The 20,206-nt window shown below is 70.9% G+C and carries 13 protein-coding genes; 9 read left to right on the forward strand and 4 right to left on the reverse strand.

The features are described 5' to 3' along the window. The first annotated feature begins 192 nt into the window (after positions 1-192). Together AQJ54_RS14670 and AQJ54_RS14675 are read left to right on the forward strand one after the other, a co-directional pair. Positions 193-1,332: an ATP-grasp domain-containing protein gene (locus AQJ54_RS14670; RefSeq protein ID WP_062237666.1), complete on the forward strand. Its 1,140-nt coding sequence runs from the start codon at positions 193-195 to the stop codon at positions 1,330-1,332. 215 nt (positions 1,333-1,547) lie between these two features. Further along, the gene (locus AQJ54_RS14675) at positions 1,548-3,227 is read left to right on the forward strand and encodes a carbohydrate binding domain-containing protein (RefSeq protein ID WP_062237668.1); all 1,680 of its coding nucleotides are present in this window, start codon (positions 1,548-1,550) and stop codon (positions 3,225-3,227) included. A gap of 60 nt (positions 3,228-3,287) precedes the next feature. On the opposite strand, the gene AQJ54_RS14680 is transcribed toward AQJ54_RS14675, so the two are convergent. From AQJ54_RS14680 to AQJ54_RS14695, 4 genes are read right to left on the reverse strand one after another with little or no spacing between them, the layout of a single operon-like run. Continuing rightward, the gene (locus AQJ54_RS14680; RefSeq protein ID WP_062237669.1) at positions 3,288-4,538 is read right to left on the reverse strand and encodes an alpha-L-fucosidase; all 1,251 of its coding nucleotides are present in this window, start codon (positions 4,536-4,538) and stop codon (positions 3,288-3,290) included. Positions 4,539-4,541: 3 nt separating this feature from the next. Next, complete coding sequence (locus tag AQJ54_RS14685; RefSeq protein WP_062237671.1) at positions 4,542-7,583, reverse strand: alpha-mannosidase; 3,042 nt, start codon at positions 7,581-7,583, stop codon at positions 4,542-4,544. A gap of 58 nt (positions 7,584-7,641) precedes the next feature. Next, entirely contained in the window at positions 7,642-8,979 is a 1,338-nt protein-coding gene (locus AQJ54_RS14690) for a 6-phospho-beta-glucosidase (RefSeq protein WP_062029069.1), read from the reverse strand. Then, positions 8,976-9,740, reverse strand: a complete 765-nt coding sequence (locus AQJ54_RS14695; protein ID WP_062029067.1) for a DeoR/GlpR family DNA-binding transcription regulator — start codon at positions 9,738-9,740, stop codon at positions 8,976-8,978. Before AQJ54_RS14695 ends, AQJ54_RS14690 begins: the two co-directional genes overlap by 4 nt. 128 nt (positions 9,741-9,868) lie before the next feature. On the opposite strand from AQJ54_RS14695, the gene AQJ54_RS14700 reads away from it, so the two are divergent. The 7 genes from AQJ54_RS14700 to AQJ54_RS14730 all read left to right on the forward strand — a co-directional run bounded on the left by AQJ54_RS14700 (position 9,869) and on the right by AQJ54_RS14730 (position 20,197). Further along, positions 9,869-10,885 carry a carbohydrate kinase family protein gene (locus AQJ54_RS14700; protein ID WP_062237673.1) on the forward strand — a complete coding sequence of 339 codons (1,017 nt, stop codon included), beginning with the start codon at positions 9,869-9,871 and terminating at the stop codon, positions 10,883-10,885. 69 nt (positions 10,886-10,954) lie between these two features. Further along, positions 10,955-12,232, forward strand: a complete 1,278-nt coding sequence (locus AQJ54_RS14705; RefSeq protein WP_062029063.1) for an ABC transporter substrate-binding protein — start codon at positions 10,955-10,957, stop codon at positions 12,230-12,232. Between the two features lie 34 nt (positions 12,233-12,266). Then, positions 12,267-13,241 carry a carbohydrate ABC transporter permease gene (locus AQJ54_RS14710; protein ID WP_207917426.1) on the forward strand — a complete coding sequence of 325 codons (975 nt, stop codon included), beginning with the start codon at positions 12,267-12,269 and terminating at the stop codon, positions 13,239-13,241. Then, positions 13,238-14,107 carry a carbohydrate ABC transporter permease gene (locus tag AQJ54_RS14715; RefSeq protein WP_062029062.1) on the forward strand — a complete coding sequence of 290 codons (870 nt, stop codon included), beginning with the start codon at positions 13,238-13,240 and terminating at the stop codon, positions 14,105-14,107. The genes AQJ54_RS14710 and AQJ54_RS14715 overlap by 4 nt, the downstream gene beginning before the upstream one ends. Before the next feature lie 327 nt (positions 14,108-14,434). Next, positions 14,435-15,373, forward strand: coding sequence for an alkaline phosphatase family protein (locus AQJ54_RS14720; RefSeq protein WP_282959631.1), 939 nt, complete (start codon positions 14,435-14,437; stop codon positions 15,371-15,373). After that, a complete protein-coding gene (locus AQJ54_RS14725) occupies positions 15,370-18,318 on the forward strand; it encodes a glycoside hydrolase family 2 TIM barrel-domain containing protein (protein ID WP_062237675.1) in 2,949 nt (982 codons plus the stop codon). The genes AQJ54_RS14720 and AQJ54_RS14725 overlap by 4 nt, the downstream gene beginning before the upstream one ends. A 43-nt stretch (positions 18,319-18,361) precedes the next feature. After that, the gene (locus AQJ54_RS14730; protein ID WP_062237677.1) at positions 18,362-20,197 is read left to right on the forward strand and encodes a LamG-like jellyroll fold domain-containing protein; all 1,836 of its coding nucleotides are present in this window, start codon (positions 18,362-18,364) and stop codon (positions 20,195-20,197) included. The last annotated feature ends 9 nt before the right edge of the window (positions 20,198-20,206 follow it).

Genomic DNA, 20,206 nt, shown 5'->3' on the forward strand with positions numbered 1-20,206 from the left:
CGCGGGGCGGGTTCATGATCGGGTAATCCGTAACACGGGCGTTGCACGCGGGACCCCGGGAAAGCCGTATGATCGCCCCAACACCACCGCATGGAACTTCCCTTTCCAGGGGCGGTTTGGTGTCCCTCCAACCACCCTGCCCGGGCACGGGCCCGCTTCGCCGTGCCCGAAAATGCCCGAAAGGCGGCCTGCATGCTCTCTCGCGTACGCGTCTGGCTCAACCGCACGTACGCGGAGAACGTGTTCTTCATGGATCAGTTGCGGCGAAATCCCAGCGATCGCGCCGTCGAGATCCACGCGACGCACGGCGACCCCGACTCGCCGGTGCTGGCCGCGGCGGACACCGCCGAACTGGAGCCGGAGGGCCTGTCCCCCGCCGCCTACGTCGAGTTCGCGCTCGACCAGTGCCAGCGGCGCGGCATCGACGTGTTCGTGCCCCGGCTGCACCAGGCGGCGATCGTGGCCCACCGGGCCGACTTCGCGGCCGTCGGTACGGCGCTGCTGGCGCCGCCGCCGGAGGGCGTGGCCGTCTTCCACGACAAGGTCGTCGCCTACGAGGCGGTCCAGTCGATCGGTGTCCCGGTGCCGCCGTGGTGGCGGGTGCGGACCGCGGCCGACCTGGTGACGGCCGTGGAGGCGCTGGAGGCGGACGGGCACAAGGCGTGCTTCAAGCCGGCGTCCGGCGCCGGCGGGGTGGGCTTCCGCGTGATCACGCGCACCCCCTTCTCGCTCGCGCAGCTCAACGGCTTCCCGAGCCCGTACGTCTCGCTGGACATGGTCGTCGAGGCGCTCGAGCAGGCCGGCGAGGAGGTGGACTGGCTGGTCATGCCGCGGCTGGAGCAGCCGGAGGTGTCGGTGGACACGCTCACCGGGACCGACAACCGGGTGCGGCTGGCGATCGGCCGCACGAAGAACGGCCGTCGGCGCGGGTTCACGCAGGACGAGCAGTGGCTGGAGCCGGCGCGGCTGATCGCCGAGGGGTTCGGGCTGCACTACCTGTCCAACATCCAGTTCCGGATGTTCGGCGACCGTCCGGTCCTGATGGATGTCAACACGCGGCCCGCGGGCGGGCTGCACCAGCTGTCCCTCTGCGGGGTCAACGTGCCTTGGGCGGCTGTGCAGTTGGCGCTCGGTGAGGAGACCGGGGTGATCGAGCCGCCGTTCCTGGGGCAGGACTACACGGTGGTGTCGGGGCCGCGGCAGCTTCGGCCGGCGTCGGTGCCGGTGCCGGTGCCGCATCAGCGGGTGGAGGAGGTCGAGCAGCCGCTGCTGCCGTCCGTTCCGGCGCCGGCCCCTGCGATGGAGGCTGCGGCGGAGGTACTGCCGCTTTAGGTTGGCTGCCGGGTGCGGGGGCGTCGTGGTTGATCGCGCCCACGCGGCGGAGCCGCAAATCAACACAGCCCCGCGCCCCTAAAAACTTTCACAGCACCGGTATGGACCAATCCCGCAAACCACCTTGACAGTTGGATTGGTCCATACCAACTTGGTTGCGCACCCCCCGCTCCTCTCTGCACTCCCGAACACCCCCATTTCTTCAGGGAGATCGCGTGCGCAACCCACTCAGACGTTCCAGAGTCCTCGCTCTGCTCGGCACCGCCGCTCTCGCACTGGCCGGAGCCGTCGCCCTCCCCGGCACGGCCCAGGCGGCCAACATCGTGACCAATCCCGGCTTCGAGTCGGGCGGCCTCTCCCCCTGGACCTGCACCGGCAACCTCGGGTCCGTCGTCTCCGCTCCCGTGCACGGGGGCTCCAAAGCCCTTCAGGGCGCGGTGAGTTCGAGCGACAACGCGCAGTGCAGCCAGACCGTCGCCGTGCAGCCCAACACCACGTACCAGCTCAGCGGCTGGGTGCGCGGCTCGTACGTGTACCTCGGCGTGACCGGCGGACCCTCCACCTGGACGACCTCCCCGTCGGCGTACAGCCAGCTCAGCACGAGCTTCACCACCGGCGCCTCGCAGACCAGCGCGCAGATCTACGTGCACGGCTGGTACGCCCAGGGCACCTACTACGCCGACGACATCAGCCTCGACGGCCCCGGCGGTGGCGGTGGTTCGGACACGCAGGCGCCGACCGCGCCCACCGGGCTGACCTCCACCGGCAAGACCTCGTCGAGCGTGTCGCTGAAGTGGAACGCGTCGACGGACAACGTGGGGGTGACGTCGTACGACATCTACAGGGGCTCCAGCAACGTCCTGACCGTGTCCGGTACCACCGCCACGGTCAGCGGGCTCTCGGCGAGCACGGCGTACACCTTCACCGTCAGGGCGCGGGACGCGGCCGGAAACACCTCCGGCGCCTCCAACTCCGTGAGTGTGACGACGGACGCCGGTACCGGTGGCGGCACCGGCTTCAAGCAGGCCGCGCCCTATCTGTACGAGGGCTGGGGCGATCCGCCGAGCCCGACGACCGTGATGAGCGCGACCGGCGTCAAGTGGTTCACGATGGCGTTCATGCTGGACTCCGGTGGCTGCAACCCGGCCTGGGACAGCACCCGGCCGCTGACCGGCGGCGTCGACCAGACCGCCATCAACCAGATCCGGGCCGCCGGCGGTGACGTCGTGCCGTCGTTCGGCGGCTGGCAGGGCAGCAAGCTCGGCGCCAACTGCTCCTCGGCGAGCGCGCTCGCGGCGGCTCTCCAGAAGGTGATCGACGCCTACTCGCTCAAGGCGATCGACATGGACATCGAGAACACCGACGAGTTCGAGAACGAGGCCGTGCAGGCGAGGATCCTGACCGCGCTGAAGACGGTCAAGGCCAACAACCCGGGCCTGAAGACCATCGTCACCTTCGGCACCTCGACCACCGGACCGACCTACTACGGCAACCGGCTCATCGAGCAGGCGCAGTCGCTGGGCGCGAACATCGACGTGTTCACCATCATGCCGTTCGACTTCGGCGGCGGCTCCGACATGTACGGCAACACCGTGAACGCCACGGAGGGGCTGAAAGCCAAGCTGAAGTCGACCTTCGGGTGGGACGACGCGACCGCCTACGCCCACATCGGCATCTCGGGCATGAACGGGCTGTCCGACCAGCAGGAGAACACGACCCCGGCCATCTGGACCCAGATCAAGGACTGGGCCAACAGTCACCACATCGCGCGGCTCGCCTTCTGGTCGGTCAACCGCGACCGGCCGTGCCCGGGCGGCGGCGTGGTGAGCAACTGCTCCGGGATCAGCCAGAGCAACTGGCAGTTCACCTCGATCACGGCCGGGTTCACCGGCTGAGTACCGTCCCAGGAACAGCGGTGCCTGCCGGTCCCTCAACCGGCAGGCACCGCAGCTGTGTCAGAACCGACCGGAACCCCGGTACAGCTCCAACTCCCCGTCCAGTTCGACCTTGAGGACGGTGGCGTACGGGTCGAGGTCCGCCGCGGCCGGCGGGTCGATCCAGACGATGCCCACGGCGTCGTGGAGTCCGCCCACCTTCCGGTGGCCGAGTTCCGTGCCGGTGCCGAGGACGGTGACCCTGCGGACCGGGGTGACGAGTCCGCGCAGGCCGATCTCGGCGCGGGGCGCGTCGAAGAGGACCAGGTGGAGCGTCCGGCCGTCCGCGGAGAGGGTGCTGGGACCGTAGTGGTGCCCGGCGGGCAGTCCGCGCCGGGTCCCGTACACCGCCTCGGAGTGCTTCCCGATCCACTCCCCCAGCCCTTCGAGCCGCTCGACCTGAGGCTCGGGGATGGTGCCGTCCTCCATCGGACCGACGTCGAGCAGCAGGTTGCCGCCCCCGCCGATGGTCTCGGTGAAGTAGCGGATCAGCTGGGCGAGCGACTTGTGGTTGTGGTCGTGGTGCTGGTACCCCCACGAGTCGTTGATCGTCAGGCACAACTCCCAGGGACCGTCCGGCGGTTCGATGGGAGCGCCCTGCTCGGGGGTGGCGTAGTCGCCCTCACTGAGCATGCGCGCGTTGAAGACGACGTCCGGCACGTACGAACGGATCAGCGCGGCGAGTTCGAGGATGCGCCACTGCTCCTCGCTGCGGTCCCACTCGCCGTCGAACCACATCAGGTCAGGCCGGTAGCGGGAGGCGAGCTCGGTGATCTGGCCGTCCCGGTAGGCGATGAACCGCTCCCAGGCCTCCAGGTCCTCGTCCTCGGCGGCCACCTCGGAGTAGCGGTTGTCCTCCTGTTCCGGCGGGCGGCCCGGCTTGCGCGTGGAGGCGTAGTCCGGGTGGTTCCAGTCGGAGTGGGAGTAGTAGAAGCCGACCTTGAGGTCCTTCTCCCGCAGGGCCTCGGCGTAGGGGCCGAGGTAGTCCTTGCCGAGGTTGAGGTCGCCGAACCCGGTGTCCCACAAGGCGACTCCGTCGTGATGACGGGTCGTCAGCACCGCGTACTTCGCGCCCGCGCGGGCGAACAGGTCGGCCCAGGCGCGCGGGTCGTACTTGGCGCCCGTGAAGCGCTCCAGCTGGGACATGTACTGCTCGTGCGGGACGATGTCGTCGTAGAACGACCAGGACTCCTGGACGCCGTCGACGGCGTAGATGCCCCAGTGGACGAAGATCCCCAACTTGGCGTCGGTGAACCAGGGTTGCATCGCCATCCGTCAGCCCCTCCGCAGCCGCAGCGTGAGCACCTGGAAGGGACGCAGCGAGACCCGCACGCCGCCGTCCTCGACGGCCGCGTCCTCCAGCGGGCGCTCCAGCAGGTCGGTGACCTGGGCGCCGGCCAGCGGGAAGCCGGTGCGCAGCACGCCCTGGGCGCGGCCGCCGCCGGACTCGTAGAGGCGGACCACCACGTCACCGGACGCGTCGTCGGCGAGCTTGACCGCCTCGACCGTCACGCCCTGGCCCTCGACCGAGACGACCGGCTCGGGGGCCCCGGCCGCGTCCGCCACCCGGAGCGGGAGGTTGAGGGAGTAGCCCTCGGCGACGGTCTCGTCGATGCTCGCGCCGGGCAGCAGCGAGTAGGTGAAGCGGTGCTTGCCCTGGTCGGCCTCGGGGTCCGGGATGCGCGGGGCGCGGACCAGGCTGAGGCGGACCGTGGTGGTCGTACCGCCGTCCTCGCGGACCGTGCGGGAGACGTCGTGGCCGTAGGTCGAGTCGTTGAGGACCGCGACGCCGTAGCCCGGTTCGGCGAGGTGGACCCAGCGGTGGCCGGAGACCTCGAACCGGGCCGACTCCCAGGTGGTGTTGGTGTGGGTGGGGCGCTGGACGTGGCCGAACTGGATCTCGGCGGAGGAGTGCGCGGCGCGGACGTCCACCGGGAAGGCGGCCTTGAGGATCTTCTCGGCCTCGTGCCAGTCGATCTCGGTCGCGAAGTCGATGCGGGGGCTGTCGGCGCGCACCGAGATCGTCTGGGTGATCTTCGAGCCCTTGCCGAAGGAGCGGGTCACGCGGATCGCGCCCTCCAGCGGGTCCTCCGATACGACCTCGATCGCCGTGGCCTCCAGGAGGTCCGTGTAGCGGTTCTTGTAGTGGCTGTCGATGTCCCAGGCGTCCCAGTAGTTCGGGAGGTCGGTGTGCAGCCGCAGCAGGTTGCCCGCGGAGGCGAGGACCTCCCGGCCGGCGCGCAGGTCGAGGACGGACTCCAGGGTGCCGTCCTCGGCGACCGTCACCCGCACCAGGCCGTTGTCGAGCAGCCGGCCGGAGACGGTCACCGGTTGGGCGGGACGCGCGTCGGCCAGGGGGGCGCTGCCGTTCGCGGGGACCTCGACGAAGGCGGGGGTCCCCGCGGACGTCCGGACCACCTCGGAGCGGTCGTAGGGGCTGGTGTTGAAGACCCGGGTGCTCCCGGCCCCCAGCGCGGCCACCGCCTCGGCGGTCAGCGCCTCCAGTTCCTCGGCCACGCGCGCGTACTCGGCCTCCGCCTCGCGGTGCACCCAGGCGATGGAGGAGCCGGGCAGGATGTCGTGGAACTGGTGCAGCAGGACCGTCTTCCACAGCCGGTCGAGCTTCTCGTACGGGTAGGCGTAGCCCGGCGCGTGCAGCGCGGCCGTCGTCGCCCACAGCTCGGCCTCGCGCAGTTTGTGCTCGGAGCGCCGGTTGCCCTGCTTGGTGCGGGCCTGGGAGGTGTAGGTGGCGCGGTGCAGCTCCAGGTAGAGCTCGCCGACCCAGACGGGGGCGTCCGGGTACTCGGCGCGGGCCTGGGCGAAGAAGTCGTCCGGGTGCTCGATGACGACCTTGGGCGAGCCCTCCAGGTCGGCGAGGCGCCGGGCGCGCTCCATGATCTCGCGGGTGGGGCCGCCACCGCCGTCGCCCCAGCCGAAGGGGGCCAGGGAACGGGTGCCGCCGCCCTTCTCGGAGTAGTTGCGGACCGCGCGGTCCATCTCCTCGCCGGAGAAGCGGGCGTTGTAGGTGTCGACGGGCGGGAAGTGCGTGTAGATGCGGGTGCCGTCGATGCCCTCCCACCAGAAGGTGTGGTGGGGGAACTTGTTGGTCTGGTTCCAGGAGATCTTCTGGGTGAGGAACCACTCGTTGCCGGCGAGCTTGGCGAGCTGCGGGTAGGCGGCGGTGTAGCCGAAGGAGTCCGGGAGCCAGACGCCCTTGGTCTCGATGCCGAAGTGCTCGATGAAGAACCGCTTGCCGTGGATGAGCTGGCGGGCCATCGCCTCGCCGCCGGGCAGGTTGCCGTCGGCCTCGACCCACATGCCGCCGACCGGCGCCCACTGGCCCTTCTTCACGGACTCCTGGATGCGGGCCCACACGTGCGGGTAGTTGTCGCGCACCCACTCGTACTGCTGGGCCTGGGAGCAGGCGAAGATGAAGTCGTCGTACTCGTCGGCGAGCGCGGTGACGTTGGAGAAGGTGCGGGACGTCTTGCGCTTGGTCTCGCGGATCGGCCAGAGCCAGGCGGAGTCGATGTGGGCGTGGCCGACGCCGGAGACGGTGTGCGCGCTGGCGTGCGCGGGCCTGGCCAGGACGGGGGCGAGCACCTCGCGGACGGCGGCGGCGGTGCCGGCGACGTCGTCCAGGTCGAGGGCGTCCATGGCGCGGTCCAGGGCGTGCAGGATCTCGTGGCGGCGGGGCTCGTGGTCGGGGAGGTGGACCATGAGCCCGCGCAGGACCTGGAGGTCGAGGTCGAGGTGGAAGACCTCCTCGTCGAGGATCGCGAGGTCGGCGCGCTGGAAGGTGTAGAGGGGCACGGAGCCGGCCGTGAGCTTGTCGCCCATCGGCGTCGTCCTCGAGAAGTTGTCCTTGAGGATGTCCGGGTTGGAGGCGGCCTCGACCAGGTAGTCGATCTGCTCGCCGCCGACGGCCGGGTTGGCGACGGGGACGTACTGGTTGAGCGGGTTCACGGCCTTCAGGGGGCGGCCGTCGACCAGGTGGACCAGGGCCTCGGCCTGGTTTCCGGGCCAGTCGCCGACGAAGCCGAGGTCGATGACGGTCTCGACGCGCCGGCCGGCCCACTCCGCGGGCACCTGGCCGCGCATCCGGAACCAGGTGGTGCCCCAGGGCGGGCCCCACGGGGTGTTCATCGCGAAGGGCTCGTAGCGGGCGGCCGCGGCCTCCTCGAAGGAGACCGGCTCACCCGGCGCCTGCCAGGCCTCGACCTCCAGGGGCACGGTGGCCGCGTAGATCGCGGGCTTGATGCGCTGGTCGTGCGCGCGCTGGACGCGCTCCTCGATGCGGGTGCGTTCGTCGTGCATGAAAAGTCTCCAGGGAGGGCGGAAGAGCTTCGAGAAAGCGCTTTCCAGAAAGCGGGCGCTACTTAAGGTACGCGAGCCCCGGGTGGACCGCGGTGTACCCCTCGACCAGGCGGCGGGCGACGCCCACGGAGTCGACCAGCGGGTGCAGCGCGAAGGCCTTGACGGCGGTGGTGCGGGCGCCGGACTCGGCGGCGGCCAGCACCTCGCGCTCCACCGCCTTGACCGAGCAGACCAGGCCGGTGGCGTGGCCGGGCAGCGGGGCGACGGCCACCGGGTGGGCGCCGTTGGCGTCGACCAGGCAGGGCACCTCGATCACGGCGTCGTCGTCGAGCACGGAGAGCGTGCGCCGGTTGCGGACGTTGAGGATCAGGGTGGTGCGCTCGTCGCGGGCGATGGCCCGCATCAGGGCGAGGGCGACCTTCTCGTAACCGCCGGAGAGGTCGTCGGCGTCGCGCTCGCCGGCGCCCGCGGTCTCCCGGTTCTCCGACATGTAGGTGGCCTCGCGCTCGGCGCGGGTGCGGTCCCAGGCGTCCAGGGCCTTCACCCCGGGGTCGCCGACCTCGTCGTAGAAGTGCGCCTGCTGGTCGGCGAGGAAGGCGCCGCGGGTCTTCTCGGCCTGCTGGTAGGCGCGCACGGCCTCGCGGTTGAAGTAGTAGTAGTGCAGGTACTCGTTGGGGATCGCGCCCAGGGACTGGAGCCAGTCGACACCGAAGAGCTTGCCCTCCTCGAAGGAGCCCAGCAGGTCCGGGTCGGCGAGCAGCCGGGGCAGTTCGTCGCGGCCCGCGATCTTCAGGCCGCGGACCCAGCCGAGGTGATTGAGGCCGACGTAGTCGATCCATGCCTCGTTGGGATTCGCGCCCAGCACGCGGGCGATACGGCGGCCGAGGCCGACCGGGGAGTCGCAGATGCCGATGACGCGGTCGCCGAGGTGGCGGGACATGGCCTCGGTGACCAGTCCGGCCGGGTTGGTGAAGTTGATGACCCAGGCCTCGGGGGCGAGCCGGGCCACCCGGCGGGCGATGTCGACGGCCACCGGGACCGTGCGCAGGCCGTAGGCGATGCCGCCGGCGCCGACGGTCTCCTGACCGAGGACGCCCTCGGCGAGCGCCACCCGCTCGTCGTTCGCCCGGCCCTCCAGGCCCCCGACACGAATCGCCGAGAAGACGAAGTCGGCGCCGCGCAGGGCCTCGTCGAGGTCGGTCGTCGCGGTCACCGCGGGGGCGTCGGGGACGCGTGCCGCCTGCTCGGCGAGCACCCGGGTCACCGCGGAGAGCCGGCGGCCGTCCAGGTCGTGCAGCACGACCTCGGTGACCCTGCCCTCGCCGCGGTCGCCCAGGAGGGCGCCGTACACGAGCGGCACGCGGAACCCGCCGCCGCCCAGAATCGTGAGCCTCACTCTTGCACCTTTCCTGTCTCGACCACCTGGACACCCGCCTCCTCCAGTGAAGCGCGGGTGACCGGGTCGGCCGGGGCGTTCGTCACCACCACGTCCAGGTCCTCGGGACCACAGACCTTCGCCATCCCGGTACCCGGGAACTTGGCGGCGTCGGCGAGCAGGACGACCTTGTCACCGGCCTTGATCATGGCCCGTTTGACCGGCACCTCGACGACCGTCGTGTCCATCACCTGCCCGCCGGGGCGCACTCCGCTGGTGCCGAGGAAGAGCCAGTCGGCGTGCAGCTGGCGCAGGTTGTCCTCGGTGAGGAAGCCGACCAGGCTGCGGTACTCCCGGCGCAGCATGCCGCCGAGCAGCACCAGCTCGATGCCCTCGTCGTCGGCGAGTTCCTCGTAGACCACCAGGTTGCTGGTGATCACCGTGAGGCGGCGGCCGTGCAGCTGGCGGGCCAGCCGGTAGGCGGTGGTGCCGATGTCGAGCAGCACCGACTGGCCGTCGGTGACCATGGCGGCGGCCCGCTCGGCTATGGCGTCCTTCTCGGACACGCGCACCTCGGCGACCTCGGCGAAGGGCTGGTCGCCCTCCTCCACGACGGCGCCGCCGTGGACACGCGTGAGCAGGCCGTCCTCCTCGAGCTTGACCAGGTCGCGCCTGATCGTGGCGGGGCTCACACCCAGCTGCTCGGAGAGATCGGTCACGGACGCGGGACCACCGGAGCGCAGGGCCCGCAGGATGAGTTGGTGTCGTCGTTCTGCCAGCACGGCGTGAACACTACTCGTCATCTTCAATCAAATCCATGCTCAGTTCTGCTCGGGTATTGACCAATCTCTCGGAGCAGCGCACGATTCCCGTCATCGAAATTGACGAGTTTTGACGAGAGGCTCTTCGCGTGGACGACGACAGGCCCGACGTGCTCCTGACCGGGCTGCTCTTCTACGACCTCGTCCTCACCGGGCTCGGGAAGCCGCCGACACCCGGCGAGGAGATCTGGACGGCCGGCATGGGCTGCGGCCCCGGCGGCATCGCCAACCTGGCGGTCGCCGCGTCCCGCTTCGGCCTGCGCACCTCGCTGGCCACGGTCTTCGGCGACGACTTCTACGGCGACCACTGCCGGGACGTGCTGTGCGACCAGGAGGACATCGACCTCTCGCTCTCCCGCACCGCGGACGGCTGGCCCACCCCCGTCACCGTCGCCCTCGCCTACGGCACCGACCGTGCCCTGGTCACCCACGGCCAGGAGCCGCCGTACTCCCAGGACGCGCTGATGGGCGACCCGCCCGAGGCGCGCACGGCCCTCGTCCACCTGGAGGCCGAGCCGCGCGCCTGGCTCGCCAAGGCGGCCGCGAACGGCACGGGCATCTACGCGGACGTCGGCTGGGACCCCACCCAGGAGTGGTCGAAGGACCTCCTGGACCAGCTGGCCCTGTGCCACGCCTTCCTCCCGAACGAGACCGAGGCGATGGCCTACACCCGCACCGACAGCGCGGTCGCGGCCCTCGGCACGCTCGCCGAGCTGGTGCCGGTGGCCGTGGTCACCCGCGGTGGTGACGGCGCGGTGGCCGTCGACCAGAGCACCGGCGAGTACGCGGACGTCCCGGCCCTCGGCGTCGGCGTCCTGGACGCGACCGGCGCCGGTGACGTCTTCGGCGCCGCGTTCGTCGCGGCCTCGCTGGGCGGCTGGCCCCTGGAGGAGCGGCTGCGGTTCGCCGTGCTCGCAGCCGGGCTCTCCGTCCAGCAGCACGGCGGGGCCCTCGCGGCCCCCGGCTGGTACGGCGTCGACCGCTGGTGGCGCTCACTGACCGACCCCGAGCTGCGCAGGACGTACGGCTTCCTGACCGACCGGCTGCCGGCCGACGTCGGCCCGCCGGTGCACCACGCCCCGGTCACCCCGCCCCGGCCCCACTGACCCTCACAACGCCCCCACAGCCCGTCCCACACCCCTCAGCACCACGAACAGGAACAACAGGAGTGACCCGTGGACCTTTCACGTAGAGGCTTCCTCCAGGCCGCCGCGCTGACCGCGGCCGCCTCCGGACTGACCGTCGCCTGCGGCGGCGGCTCGGGCTCGGGCGGCACCAAGAACGGCAAGGACCTGACCTTGTGGTACTGGGGCGGCGCACTCAGCGACAAGGTGGTCGCCGAGGCCAAGACGCACTTCGCCGGCCAGGTCAAGCTGACGTCCGCCTCCATCGGCGGCGACTTCAAGCAGAAGCTCACCACGACCCTCGCGGCGGGCACCTCCGTGCCCGACATCACCGGCATCAAGGGCGAGGACATCGCCTCGTTCCTGCCCAACGCCGGCCGCTTCCTCGACCTGAACGACCTCGGCTTCAAGAAGGTCTCCTCGCAGTACCTGGACTGGAAGACCAAGCTGGCCCAGACCGAGGACGGCAAGCAGATCGGCTTCCCGATCGACATCGGCCCCACCGCGCTCTTCTACCGCGAGGACCTCTTCGCCAAGGGCGGGGTGGACACCGACCCCGCCAAGGTCGCCGAGCTCGTGAAGACCTGGGAGGACTACTTCCAGCTCGGTGTCCAGCTCCAGAAGAAGAATCCCGGCACCTACCTGGTCAACAACATCGGCTCCGTCTTCAACATCGCGGTCGGCCAGGGCAGCCAGCGGTTCATCGACAAGGACAACCACTTCATCGGCGACGGGGACCACATCCGCGCCGCGTGGACCACGGCGGTGCGCCCGTACACCCTGGGCATCGACGCCAAGATCAACGACAACACCTGGAACGCCGCCGTCGGCAAGAACCTGCTCACCGAACTCGGCGCGGCCTGGCACGCGCTGGACATCGAGCAGGCGGCGCCGCAGACCAAGGGCAAGTGGCGGGTCTGCGCCAACCCGGTCGGGCCGGCCAACCAGGGCGGCTCCTACCTGGCGCTGCCCAAGCAGTGCCGCAACCCCGAAGAGGCGTTCAAGATCATCAGCTGGATCCTGAGCCCCGCCAACGACGCCCGTGGCTTCACGGACGCCGCCATCTTCCCGGCCGCGCCCGCCGCGTACGCGATGCCGGCCATGACCGGCCCCGACGCCTTCTTCGGCGGACAGAAGATCATCGAGGTCTTCGGCCCGGCCGCCAAGGCCATCAAGGTGGCCTACGAGGCGCCCGCCGACGCCGCCGTCATGGCCCCCTTCATGACGGAACTGACCAACATCGAGGCCAAGGGCAAGAAGCCCGACGACGCCTGGAAGGACGCGGTCAGCCAGGCCAAGCAGATCGCCCGGCGGCAGGGGGTGAGCTGAGGTGACGTCCCCTCCGGTCACCGGTCCCGCCGCGGTGCCCACGCACCGCGGCGGGCCGGGCCCGGCCCGGTTCCGCCCGCGGCGCACCACGCCCGCGGGTGCGGCCCGGCCCAAGCGCCGGGGTCCGCTGGCGTACTGGCGGCAGTACCTGGCGATCTCGCCGTTCTACCTGATCTTCGCCGCGTTCTCGTTCTTCCCGGTCTTCTACTCGCTGTACCTGGCCTTCCAGCGCTGGGACGGCCTGGGGAGCATGCAGTTCGTGGGGCTCCAGCAGTTCAGGTTCCTGTGGGACGACCCGGTGTTCTGGCTGTCGATCCGCAACACCCTGGTCATCTGGGTGCTGTCCACCGTGCCGACCCTGTTCGGCGCCCTGACGCTGGCAACGCTGCTGCACTCGGTGCGGCGCTTCAAGGGCTTCTACCGCATCGCGCTGTACGTGCCGAACGTGACGTCGATCGTCGCGGTGGCGATCTTCTTCGGCGCGGTCTTCAGCAACAACTTCGGTCTGGTCAACGCGATCCTGGGCATGGTCGGCATCTCGCCGGTGCCGTGGCTGAGCAATCCGTGGCTGATCAAGGTGGTCATCTCGCTGCTGATGACCTGGCAGTGGACCGGCTACAACATGATCATCTACCTGGCCGGTCTCCAGGCGATCCCGGGCTCGATCTACGAGGCGGCGAAGATGGACGGCGCGGGCCCGATCCGCACGTTCTTCCAGATCACGATTCCGATCATGCGGCCGATCATCCTGTTCACGGTCATCATCTCGACCATCAACGGACTCCAGAGCTTCAGCGAACCGCAGGTCCTGTTCGCCAGCAACGCCGCCAACGCGAACCTCGGCGGGCCGGGCCAGGCGGGTCTGACGACCTTGCTGTACTTCTACCAGTCGGCCTTCCTCAACAACGACTACGGCTACGGCGCGGCCATCGTGTGGGCCTTCTTCGTCCTGATCATCATCCTCGTCGCCGTCAACTGGCGCCTCACCACACGAGGGAGGAAGGCATGACCGCCCTCGACACCGCGCGGCCGGCCTCGGGGGGCGGGAAACGCCGCCGCCCCAAGGGCCTCACGGCGCACGTCATCCTCGTCGTGGCCGTCCTGGTCTCGGTCTTCCCGTTCGCGTGGACGATCATCATGGCGACCAACACCACGCAGGACATCTACAAGAGCCCGCCGAAGTTCACCTTCGGCTCGCATCTGCTGGAGAACATCCGGCACGTGCTGAACACCATCGATTTCTTCGGGTCGATGCTCAACACGGTGATGGTCGCGACCGTCACCACCGTCCTGGTGCTGTTCATCGACTCCCTGGCGGCCTTCACCTTCGCCAAGTTCGACTTCCCAGGGCGCAAGATCCTCTTCGGCACGCTGCTGCTGTTCATGATGCTGCCGCTCCAGCTGGCGATCCTGCCGCAGTTCATCCTGATGTCGAAGATCGGCTGGGTGGGCATGCTCAAGGCACTGGCCCTGCCGTCCCTCGCCAACGCCTTCGGCATCTTCTGGCTGCACCAGTACATCCAGAACGGCGTGCCCGACGAACTCCTCGACGCCGCCCGCATCGACGGCGCCGGGTTCTTCCGGCAGTACTGGAACATCGCGCTGCCGATGATCAGGCCCGCGCTGTCGTTCCTCGCCATCTACGCCTTCGTCAACTGCTGGAACGACTACATCTGGCCGCTGGTCGTGCTGACCGACCCGGGCCACGTGACCCTCCAGGTGGAGCTGGCCCAGCTCAACGTCGGCCACACCACGGACTACAGCATGGTCATGGCCGGCGTGCTGATGGCGGCACTCCCCCTGGTCATCGTGTTCAGCATCTTCGCCCGCGGTTTCATCGCGGGTGCCACCGAGGGCGCGGTCCAGGGCACCTGACGGGGTGCCGGGAGGAAGGGGGTGGGCGGTGAACCACACCAAGGTCCAGAGGGACGGCTCGCGCCGCGTCCAGGCAACCGGCGCACCGCCCCACGGCGGCCTCCACGCCCCGCGCAGGCCGCGGCCGCCCGCCAGGACACCCCGCACCGAGTCCACACCGGCCGGCCCACCGCGACAGGAAAGGGGGTGCGCGGTGAGCCACACCGGCTCGCGCCGCGTCCACGCAACCGACGCGCCGCTCCACCACGCTCCTGACCGGCGGCCCGCCGAAGCAACCCGCACCACCTCCGGCCCGGCCGGGCGGCCTGCGGGAGAAGGGGGTGGGCGGTGAGTGACACCGTCGGCAAGGTGCTCGTCGTCGGGATGGACGGGCTGCGGTACGACCTGCTCACCCGCTCCCCGGCGGTGGCGCCCGTCCTGCACGGCCTGATGGCGGCGGGCGCCCACGGCACCAGCCTGCTGCCCTACGGCGAGGTGGACGGCCAGGCCCCGGACGGGCCGTCCACCAGCATGGCGTACACCGACTCCGGGCCCGGCTGGTCCAGCGTGCTGACCGGGGTGTGGCCCGACCGGCACGGCGTACGCGGCAACGACTTCGCGGGCGCCGACTACGCCCGCTACCCCGACTTCCTGAGCCGGGCCGGCACCGCCCGGCGCCGACTGCGCACCGCGGCCGCGGTGTCCTGGCCGGAGCTGATCAGGCGCGGCACCCTCGGCCCAGCCGTCGGCCGCCGGGTCCGCTACGACGGCGAGACCGACGGCTACGGCACCGCGGACCGCCTGGTCGCCCGCACCGCCGAGCGCTGGCTCACCCAGGACGACCCGGACGCCGTCTTCGTCTACTTCGGCGCCACCGACGAGGCCGCCCACGCCGAGGGCCCGCACAGCCCCGCCTACGACCGGGCCCTGCTCGCCCAGGACACCCACCTCGGGTGGCTCCTCGCGGCCGTCGAGACCCGGCGGCTGGACCCCGCCCGCGCCCGGGAGCGCTGGACCGTGCTGGTCACCACGGACCACGGGCACCTCGACACCGGCGGCCACGGCGGCGACACCCGCGCGGAGCGGGAGGTGTTCGTCGTGCTGGCCGAGCCCGGCATGGCGGGCGGCACCCGGCTCGACACCCCGCGCCTGGTCGACATCGCCCCCACCGTCCTGGACCGGCTCGGCGTCCGCATCGACCCGGCCTGGGGCCTCCAGGGCCGGGTCCTGCACGGCCACGGACAGTCCTGCCACGCCCCCGCACCACCGACTACGGAACGGTCATGACCGACGCACCCCGCGGCCCCCGCCCCACCGACCCCCTGATCGCCCTGCGCCCCTGGGAGGCGCCCGAGGTGACCTCGTGGGGGCGGCTGCCCATGAACGCCGTCGACCGGCGCTCCGGAGCACTCCCCCTGGACGGCGACTGGCGCTTCCAGTTGCTGCCCACTCCGGACGCGCCGGTCGGCGGCTCCTGGTCGACGGCCCACGTCCCCGGTGTCTGGACGATGCAGGGCACCGACGACCTGCCGCAGTACCTCAACGTCCGCATGCCGTTCCCTGACTTCCCGCCCAACTCCCCCGCCGCCAACCCGACGGGGGTGTACGAGCGTGCGGTGGACGTCCCCGCCGAGTGGGCCGGACGCCGGATCGTGCTCCAGGTCGGGGCCGCCGAGAGCGTGCTCCTCGTGCACGTGGACGGGCGGCCCGCGGGGATATCCAAGGACTCCCACCTGGCGGCCGAGTTCGACCTGACGGGACTGGTGAGCGCCGGCGCCCCGAGCGTCGTACGCCTCACGGTCGTCAAGTGGTCGGACGCCTCGCACATCGAGGACCAGGACCAGTGGTGGCACGGCGGGATCACCCGGTCGGTGCTGCTGTACGCGACGGATCCGCTGCATCTGGCGGACGTGACCGTACGGACTTCCCGCGACGGCTCGTTGCGGGTCGACTGCCGGGTGCGGGACGCGGGCGGTGCGCTGCCCGAGGGCTGGTACGTCAGCGGGGAGCTGGACGGCCTGGCGCTGACACAGGACGCGGAGTTCGACCGGTTCAACCGGGAGGACGAGCGGGTCTCCGACTTCCTCGGCGAGGCACGGCTGCGGACCGTCGTCGAGAGCGTCAGGACCTGGAACGCCGAGACGCCCGAGCTGTACGACCTGACCGTCCGGCTGCACCGGGCCGACGGCACGGTCGCCGACACTTCACGGCAGCGGATCGGTTTCCGGGACGTCGAGATCTCCGGCCGGGAACTGCTGGTCAACGGCGAGCGGATCTTCGTCCGGGGCGTGAACCGGCACGACTTCCACCCGCTGACCGGGCGCACGGTGTCGTACGACGACATGCGCGCGGACCTGGTCACGCTGAAGCGCTTCGGGTTCAACGCGATCCGCACCAGCCACTACCCCGGTGACCCCGCGCTCTACGACCTCGCCGACGAGCTGGGTTTCTACGTCGTCGATGAGGCGGACATCGAGTCGCACGACCACGCCCACGAGATCGCCGACGACCCGCGCTATCTCAACGCCTTCGTGGACCGGGTCGCGCGGATGGTGCTGCGGGACAAGAACCACCCGTCGGTCATCGTCTGGTCGCTGGGCAACGAGTCCGACTACGGTGCCAACCACGACGCCGCCGCGGGCTGGCTGCGACGGCACGACCCGACCCGGCCCGTCCAGTACGAGGGTGCGGCCAAGCTCGACTGGGCGGCGGCCGGCGACGCCACCGACATCGCCTGCCCCATGTACGCCCCACTGGAGGAGTGCGTGGCGCACGCGCTCTCCGGGCGGCAGACCAAGCCGCTGATCTGGTGCGAGTACTCCCACGCCATGGGCAACAGCAACGGCACGCTCGCCGACCATTGGGCGGCCATCGAGTCCACGCCGGGTCTTCAGGGCGGGTTCATCTGGGAGTTCTGGGACCACGGCATCCTCCAGCGTGTGAACGACGGCAGACCGGTCGGGCGTGGGGGCGCCGGGCTCTATGACAACGGTGTCGCCGCGCCCGGACACCGCTGGGCGTACGGCGGCGACTTCGGCGAGGCCGACCACGACGGTGCCTTCATCGCGGACGGGGTGGTCTTCCCGGACCGGACGCCGAAGCCGGCGATGTACGAGCACCGGGAGATCGCGGCGCCGGTGCGCATCGAGTGCTTCCGGCACGAGGGGATCGTGCTCGGCAACCACCAGCACTTCCGGGGCCTCGACTGGCTGGCCGGGCAGTGGGAGCTGTCGCTGGCCGACGGCCGCACCCTCACCGCGCCCGCCGAGCTGCCCGATCTGCGGCCCGGTCAGACGGCCGCGGTGCCGCTGCCGTTCCAGCTGCCCGAGGACGGCGGCGAGGCGTGGCTGACCCTGCGGGTGACGACCGCCGGGGACGAGCCCTGGGCGCCGCGCGGGACGGTGGTGTGCGTGCCGCAGGTGCGGTTGCGCAGGGCCGCGCCCCGACCGGCGCTCGCGGTGCCGAATCGTTCCGTCGAGGTCGACGACGAGGGCCTCCTGGTCCATCCGCTGCTCACGGCCGCCCCCGCGCTCTCGCTGTGGCGGGCGCCCACCGACAACGACGAGCTCGGCGGCATGGCCCCGCGCTGGCGGGACTGGGGCCTGGACGCGCTGGTGCGCAAGGTCGCGGAGGTACGGCGGTCCGAGGGCCGGGTCACCGTGCACGCCGAGTACGCCTGCGCGGCGGGTGTGGTCCGTCATGTGCAGGTCCTCACCGCGGTCGAGGGCGGGATCCACGTCGCGGAGTCGGCCGAGCTGCCGGAGGAACTGAACGACGTGGCACGGGTCGGGTCGGTGTTCGAGACGGTCGCCGGACTCGACCTCATGGAGTGGTTCGGCCAGGGCCCCTGGGAGTCGTATCCGGACCGTGCCTTCGGGGCTCCGGTCGGCCACCACGCGGTGCCCGTGGACGAGTTGTTCACCCCCTACCTGCGTCCGCAGGAGAGCGGCGGCCGTCACGGTGTACGGCACTTCACGCTCTCGGCGCCGGACGCCACCGGCCTCTCGGTCGTCCTGGACGAACCGCGCCAGGTCGGGGTGAGCCGGTACCGCGCCGCGGATCTCACCGCGGTGGCACATCACGACGAGCTCGTCCCGAGGGCCGGCTGTGTGGTGCACATCGACGCGGCCCACCGGGGTCTCGGCACCGCCTCCTGCGGACCCGACACCACCGCCTCCTGTCTCGTCACGCCGGGCGTCCACCGCTGGAGCTGGACGCTGCGCGCGCTCTGAACACCCCTCTCACCGACCTCTTCACGTCCGTCTTGGAGCACACGTGTGTACTTCGCATGACCACGACCACGGCCAGGAGGCCCCGCAGGCCGGTGCCGGCCGGCGCAGTTTCCTGCGGGCCACGGCGCTGCTGGGCGCCGCGGCCGGCGCCGCGGTCGCCCTTCCCGCCGTGGCGGAGGCGGCTCCCGCCTCGGTGGCCGGCCACCGCCCCGACCCCGACAGCCGGCGCTTCACGCTCGCCGTGATGCCGGACACGCAGTACCTCTTCGACGGGCCGAGCATCGACAAGGCGCCCGTAGAGGCCTCGCTGCGGTATCTGCTGGAGCACGGGAAGGACGAGAACATCGTCTTCCTGTCCCACCTGGGCGACCTCACGCAGAACGGGGCGGCTCCCGAATTCGCCGCGATCAGCGAGGCGTTCGAGCTGCTGGACCGGCGCGGGGTCGGCTACAGCGTCCTCGCGGGCAACCACGACGTGAAGTCGTCCAGCACCGACCAGCGCGGTGCGACGCCGTACCTGGACGCGTTCGGGCCGTCCCGGTTCGAGCGGCACCGGACCTTCGGGGGCGCCTCCGCCGACGGCTACAACACCTACCACCTCTTCCGGGCCGCCGGGCGCGAGTGGCTGGTCCTGGCCCTGGACTGGCGGCTGTCGGACCAGGGCTACGCGTGGGCGAGGAGTGTCCTGGCCGCCCACCCGAAGACGCCGGTGATCCTCACGACCCACGAGCTGGTCGTCGAGGACGACACCCTGTCCGACTACGGGCAGCAGCTGTGGGACCGGCTGGTCAAGGACCACGACCAGATCTTCCTCACCCTCAACGGCCATTACTGGCCCGCCGGCCGGGCCACCCGGAAGAACAGCGCGGGCAACGACGTCCACCTGCACCTGACGAACTACCAGAACCGGTACTTCGGCGGCGCGGCCATGATCCGCCTGTACCGCTTCGACCTGGACCGGGGCGTGATCGACGTGGAGACGGTCTCCCCGTGGATCCTCGGCCGGGCCGGGAAGGGCCTCAACGAGCTGGAGCGGCAGGAGATCGAACTCAGCGGAGACGCCGACCGGTTCACGGTCGGGATCGACTTCGCGGAGCGCTTCTCCGGCTTCGCCCCGGTGCCCGCGCGCGCCGCCCGCCCGGCCTCGAAGATGCTCCTGCCGGGCACGGCCGCGTACTGGCGCTTCGACTCGGCCGTCTCCGGCACGGTCCGTGACCTCTCCGGCCGCGGCAACGACCTCACTGTGGTCTCGGTGGGCGGCGGCACCCTGGGCTGGTCCGCGGACCACCACCCCGACCAGCCCGGCCACGGCAGCCTGGAGTTCCGGGGCTGGAAGTCGCCGCTGAAGGGCGCGTACCTCCGGACGGTCGACGGGGCACCGCTCAACTCGGCGGAGTTCAAGGACGGTTACACCATCGAGGTGTTCTACCGCATGCCCGCCGACTGGGACCCGGACCACAACGCCTGGGCGGGGCTGGTCAGCCGGCAGGGCACCGGCGGCGCCGCGGGCAGGACCGGCGACGACCCCGACGAGCCGCTCGCCACCCTCTCCCTCTCCAACGACCGCGAGCCGCAGTGGGCCATGCGGCCGCTCAACCAGCAGGGCATCGCCACCAACTGGGGCCAGGAGACACCCCTGGAGACCTGGTGGCACCTGGCCGTCGTCAACGACGGCAGGCACACCACGCTGTACGTCCAGGGCTGCCCGGTGGTCCGCAACCCGAAGGCCTCCGCCGTCGGGATCACCTCGGTCGGCGAGCCGTGGCTGCTCGGCGGCTACACCTACGCCGACAAGATCGACCAGATCTTCCACGGCCGCCTCGGCGACGTCCGGATCGTCTCGCGGGCGCTGCCCGTCTCGTCCTTCATGACTCACTGACCCCCCCCC

The sequence above is a fragment of the Streptomyces griseorubiginosus genome, assembly GCF_001514195.1.
Taxonomy (GTDB): domain Bacteria; phylum Actinomycetota; class Actinomycetes; order Streptomycetales; family Streptomycetaceae; genus Streptomyces; species Streptomyces griseorubiginosus.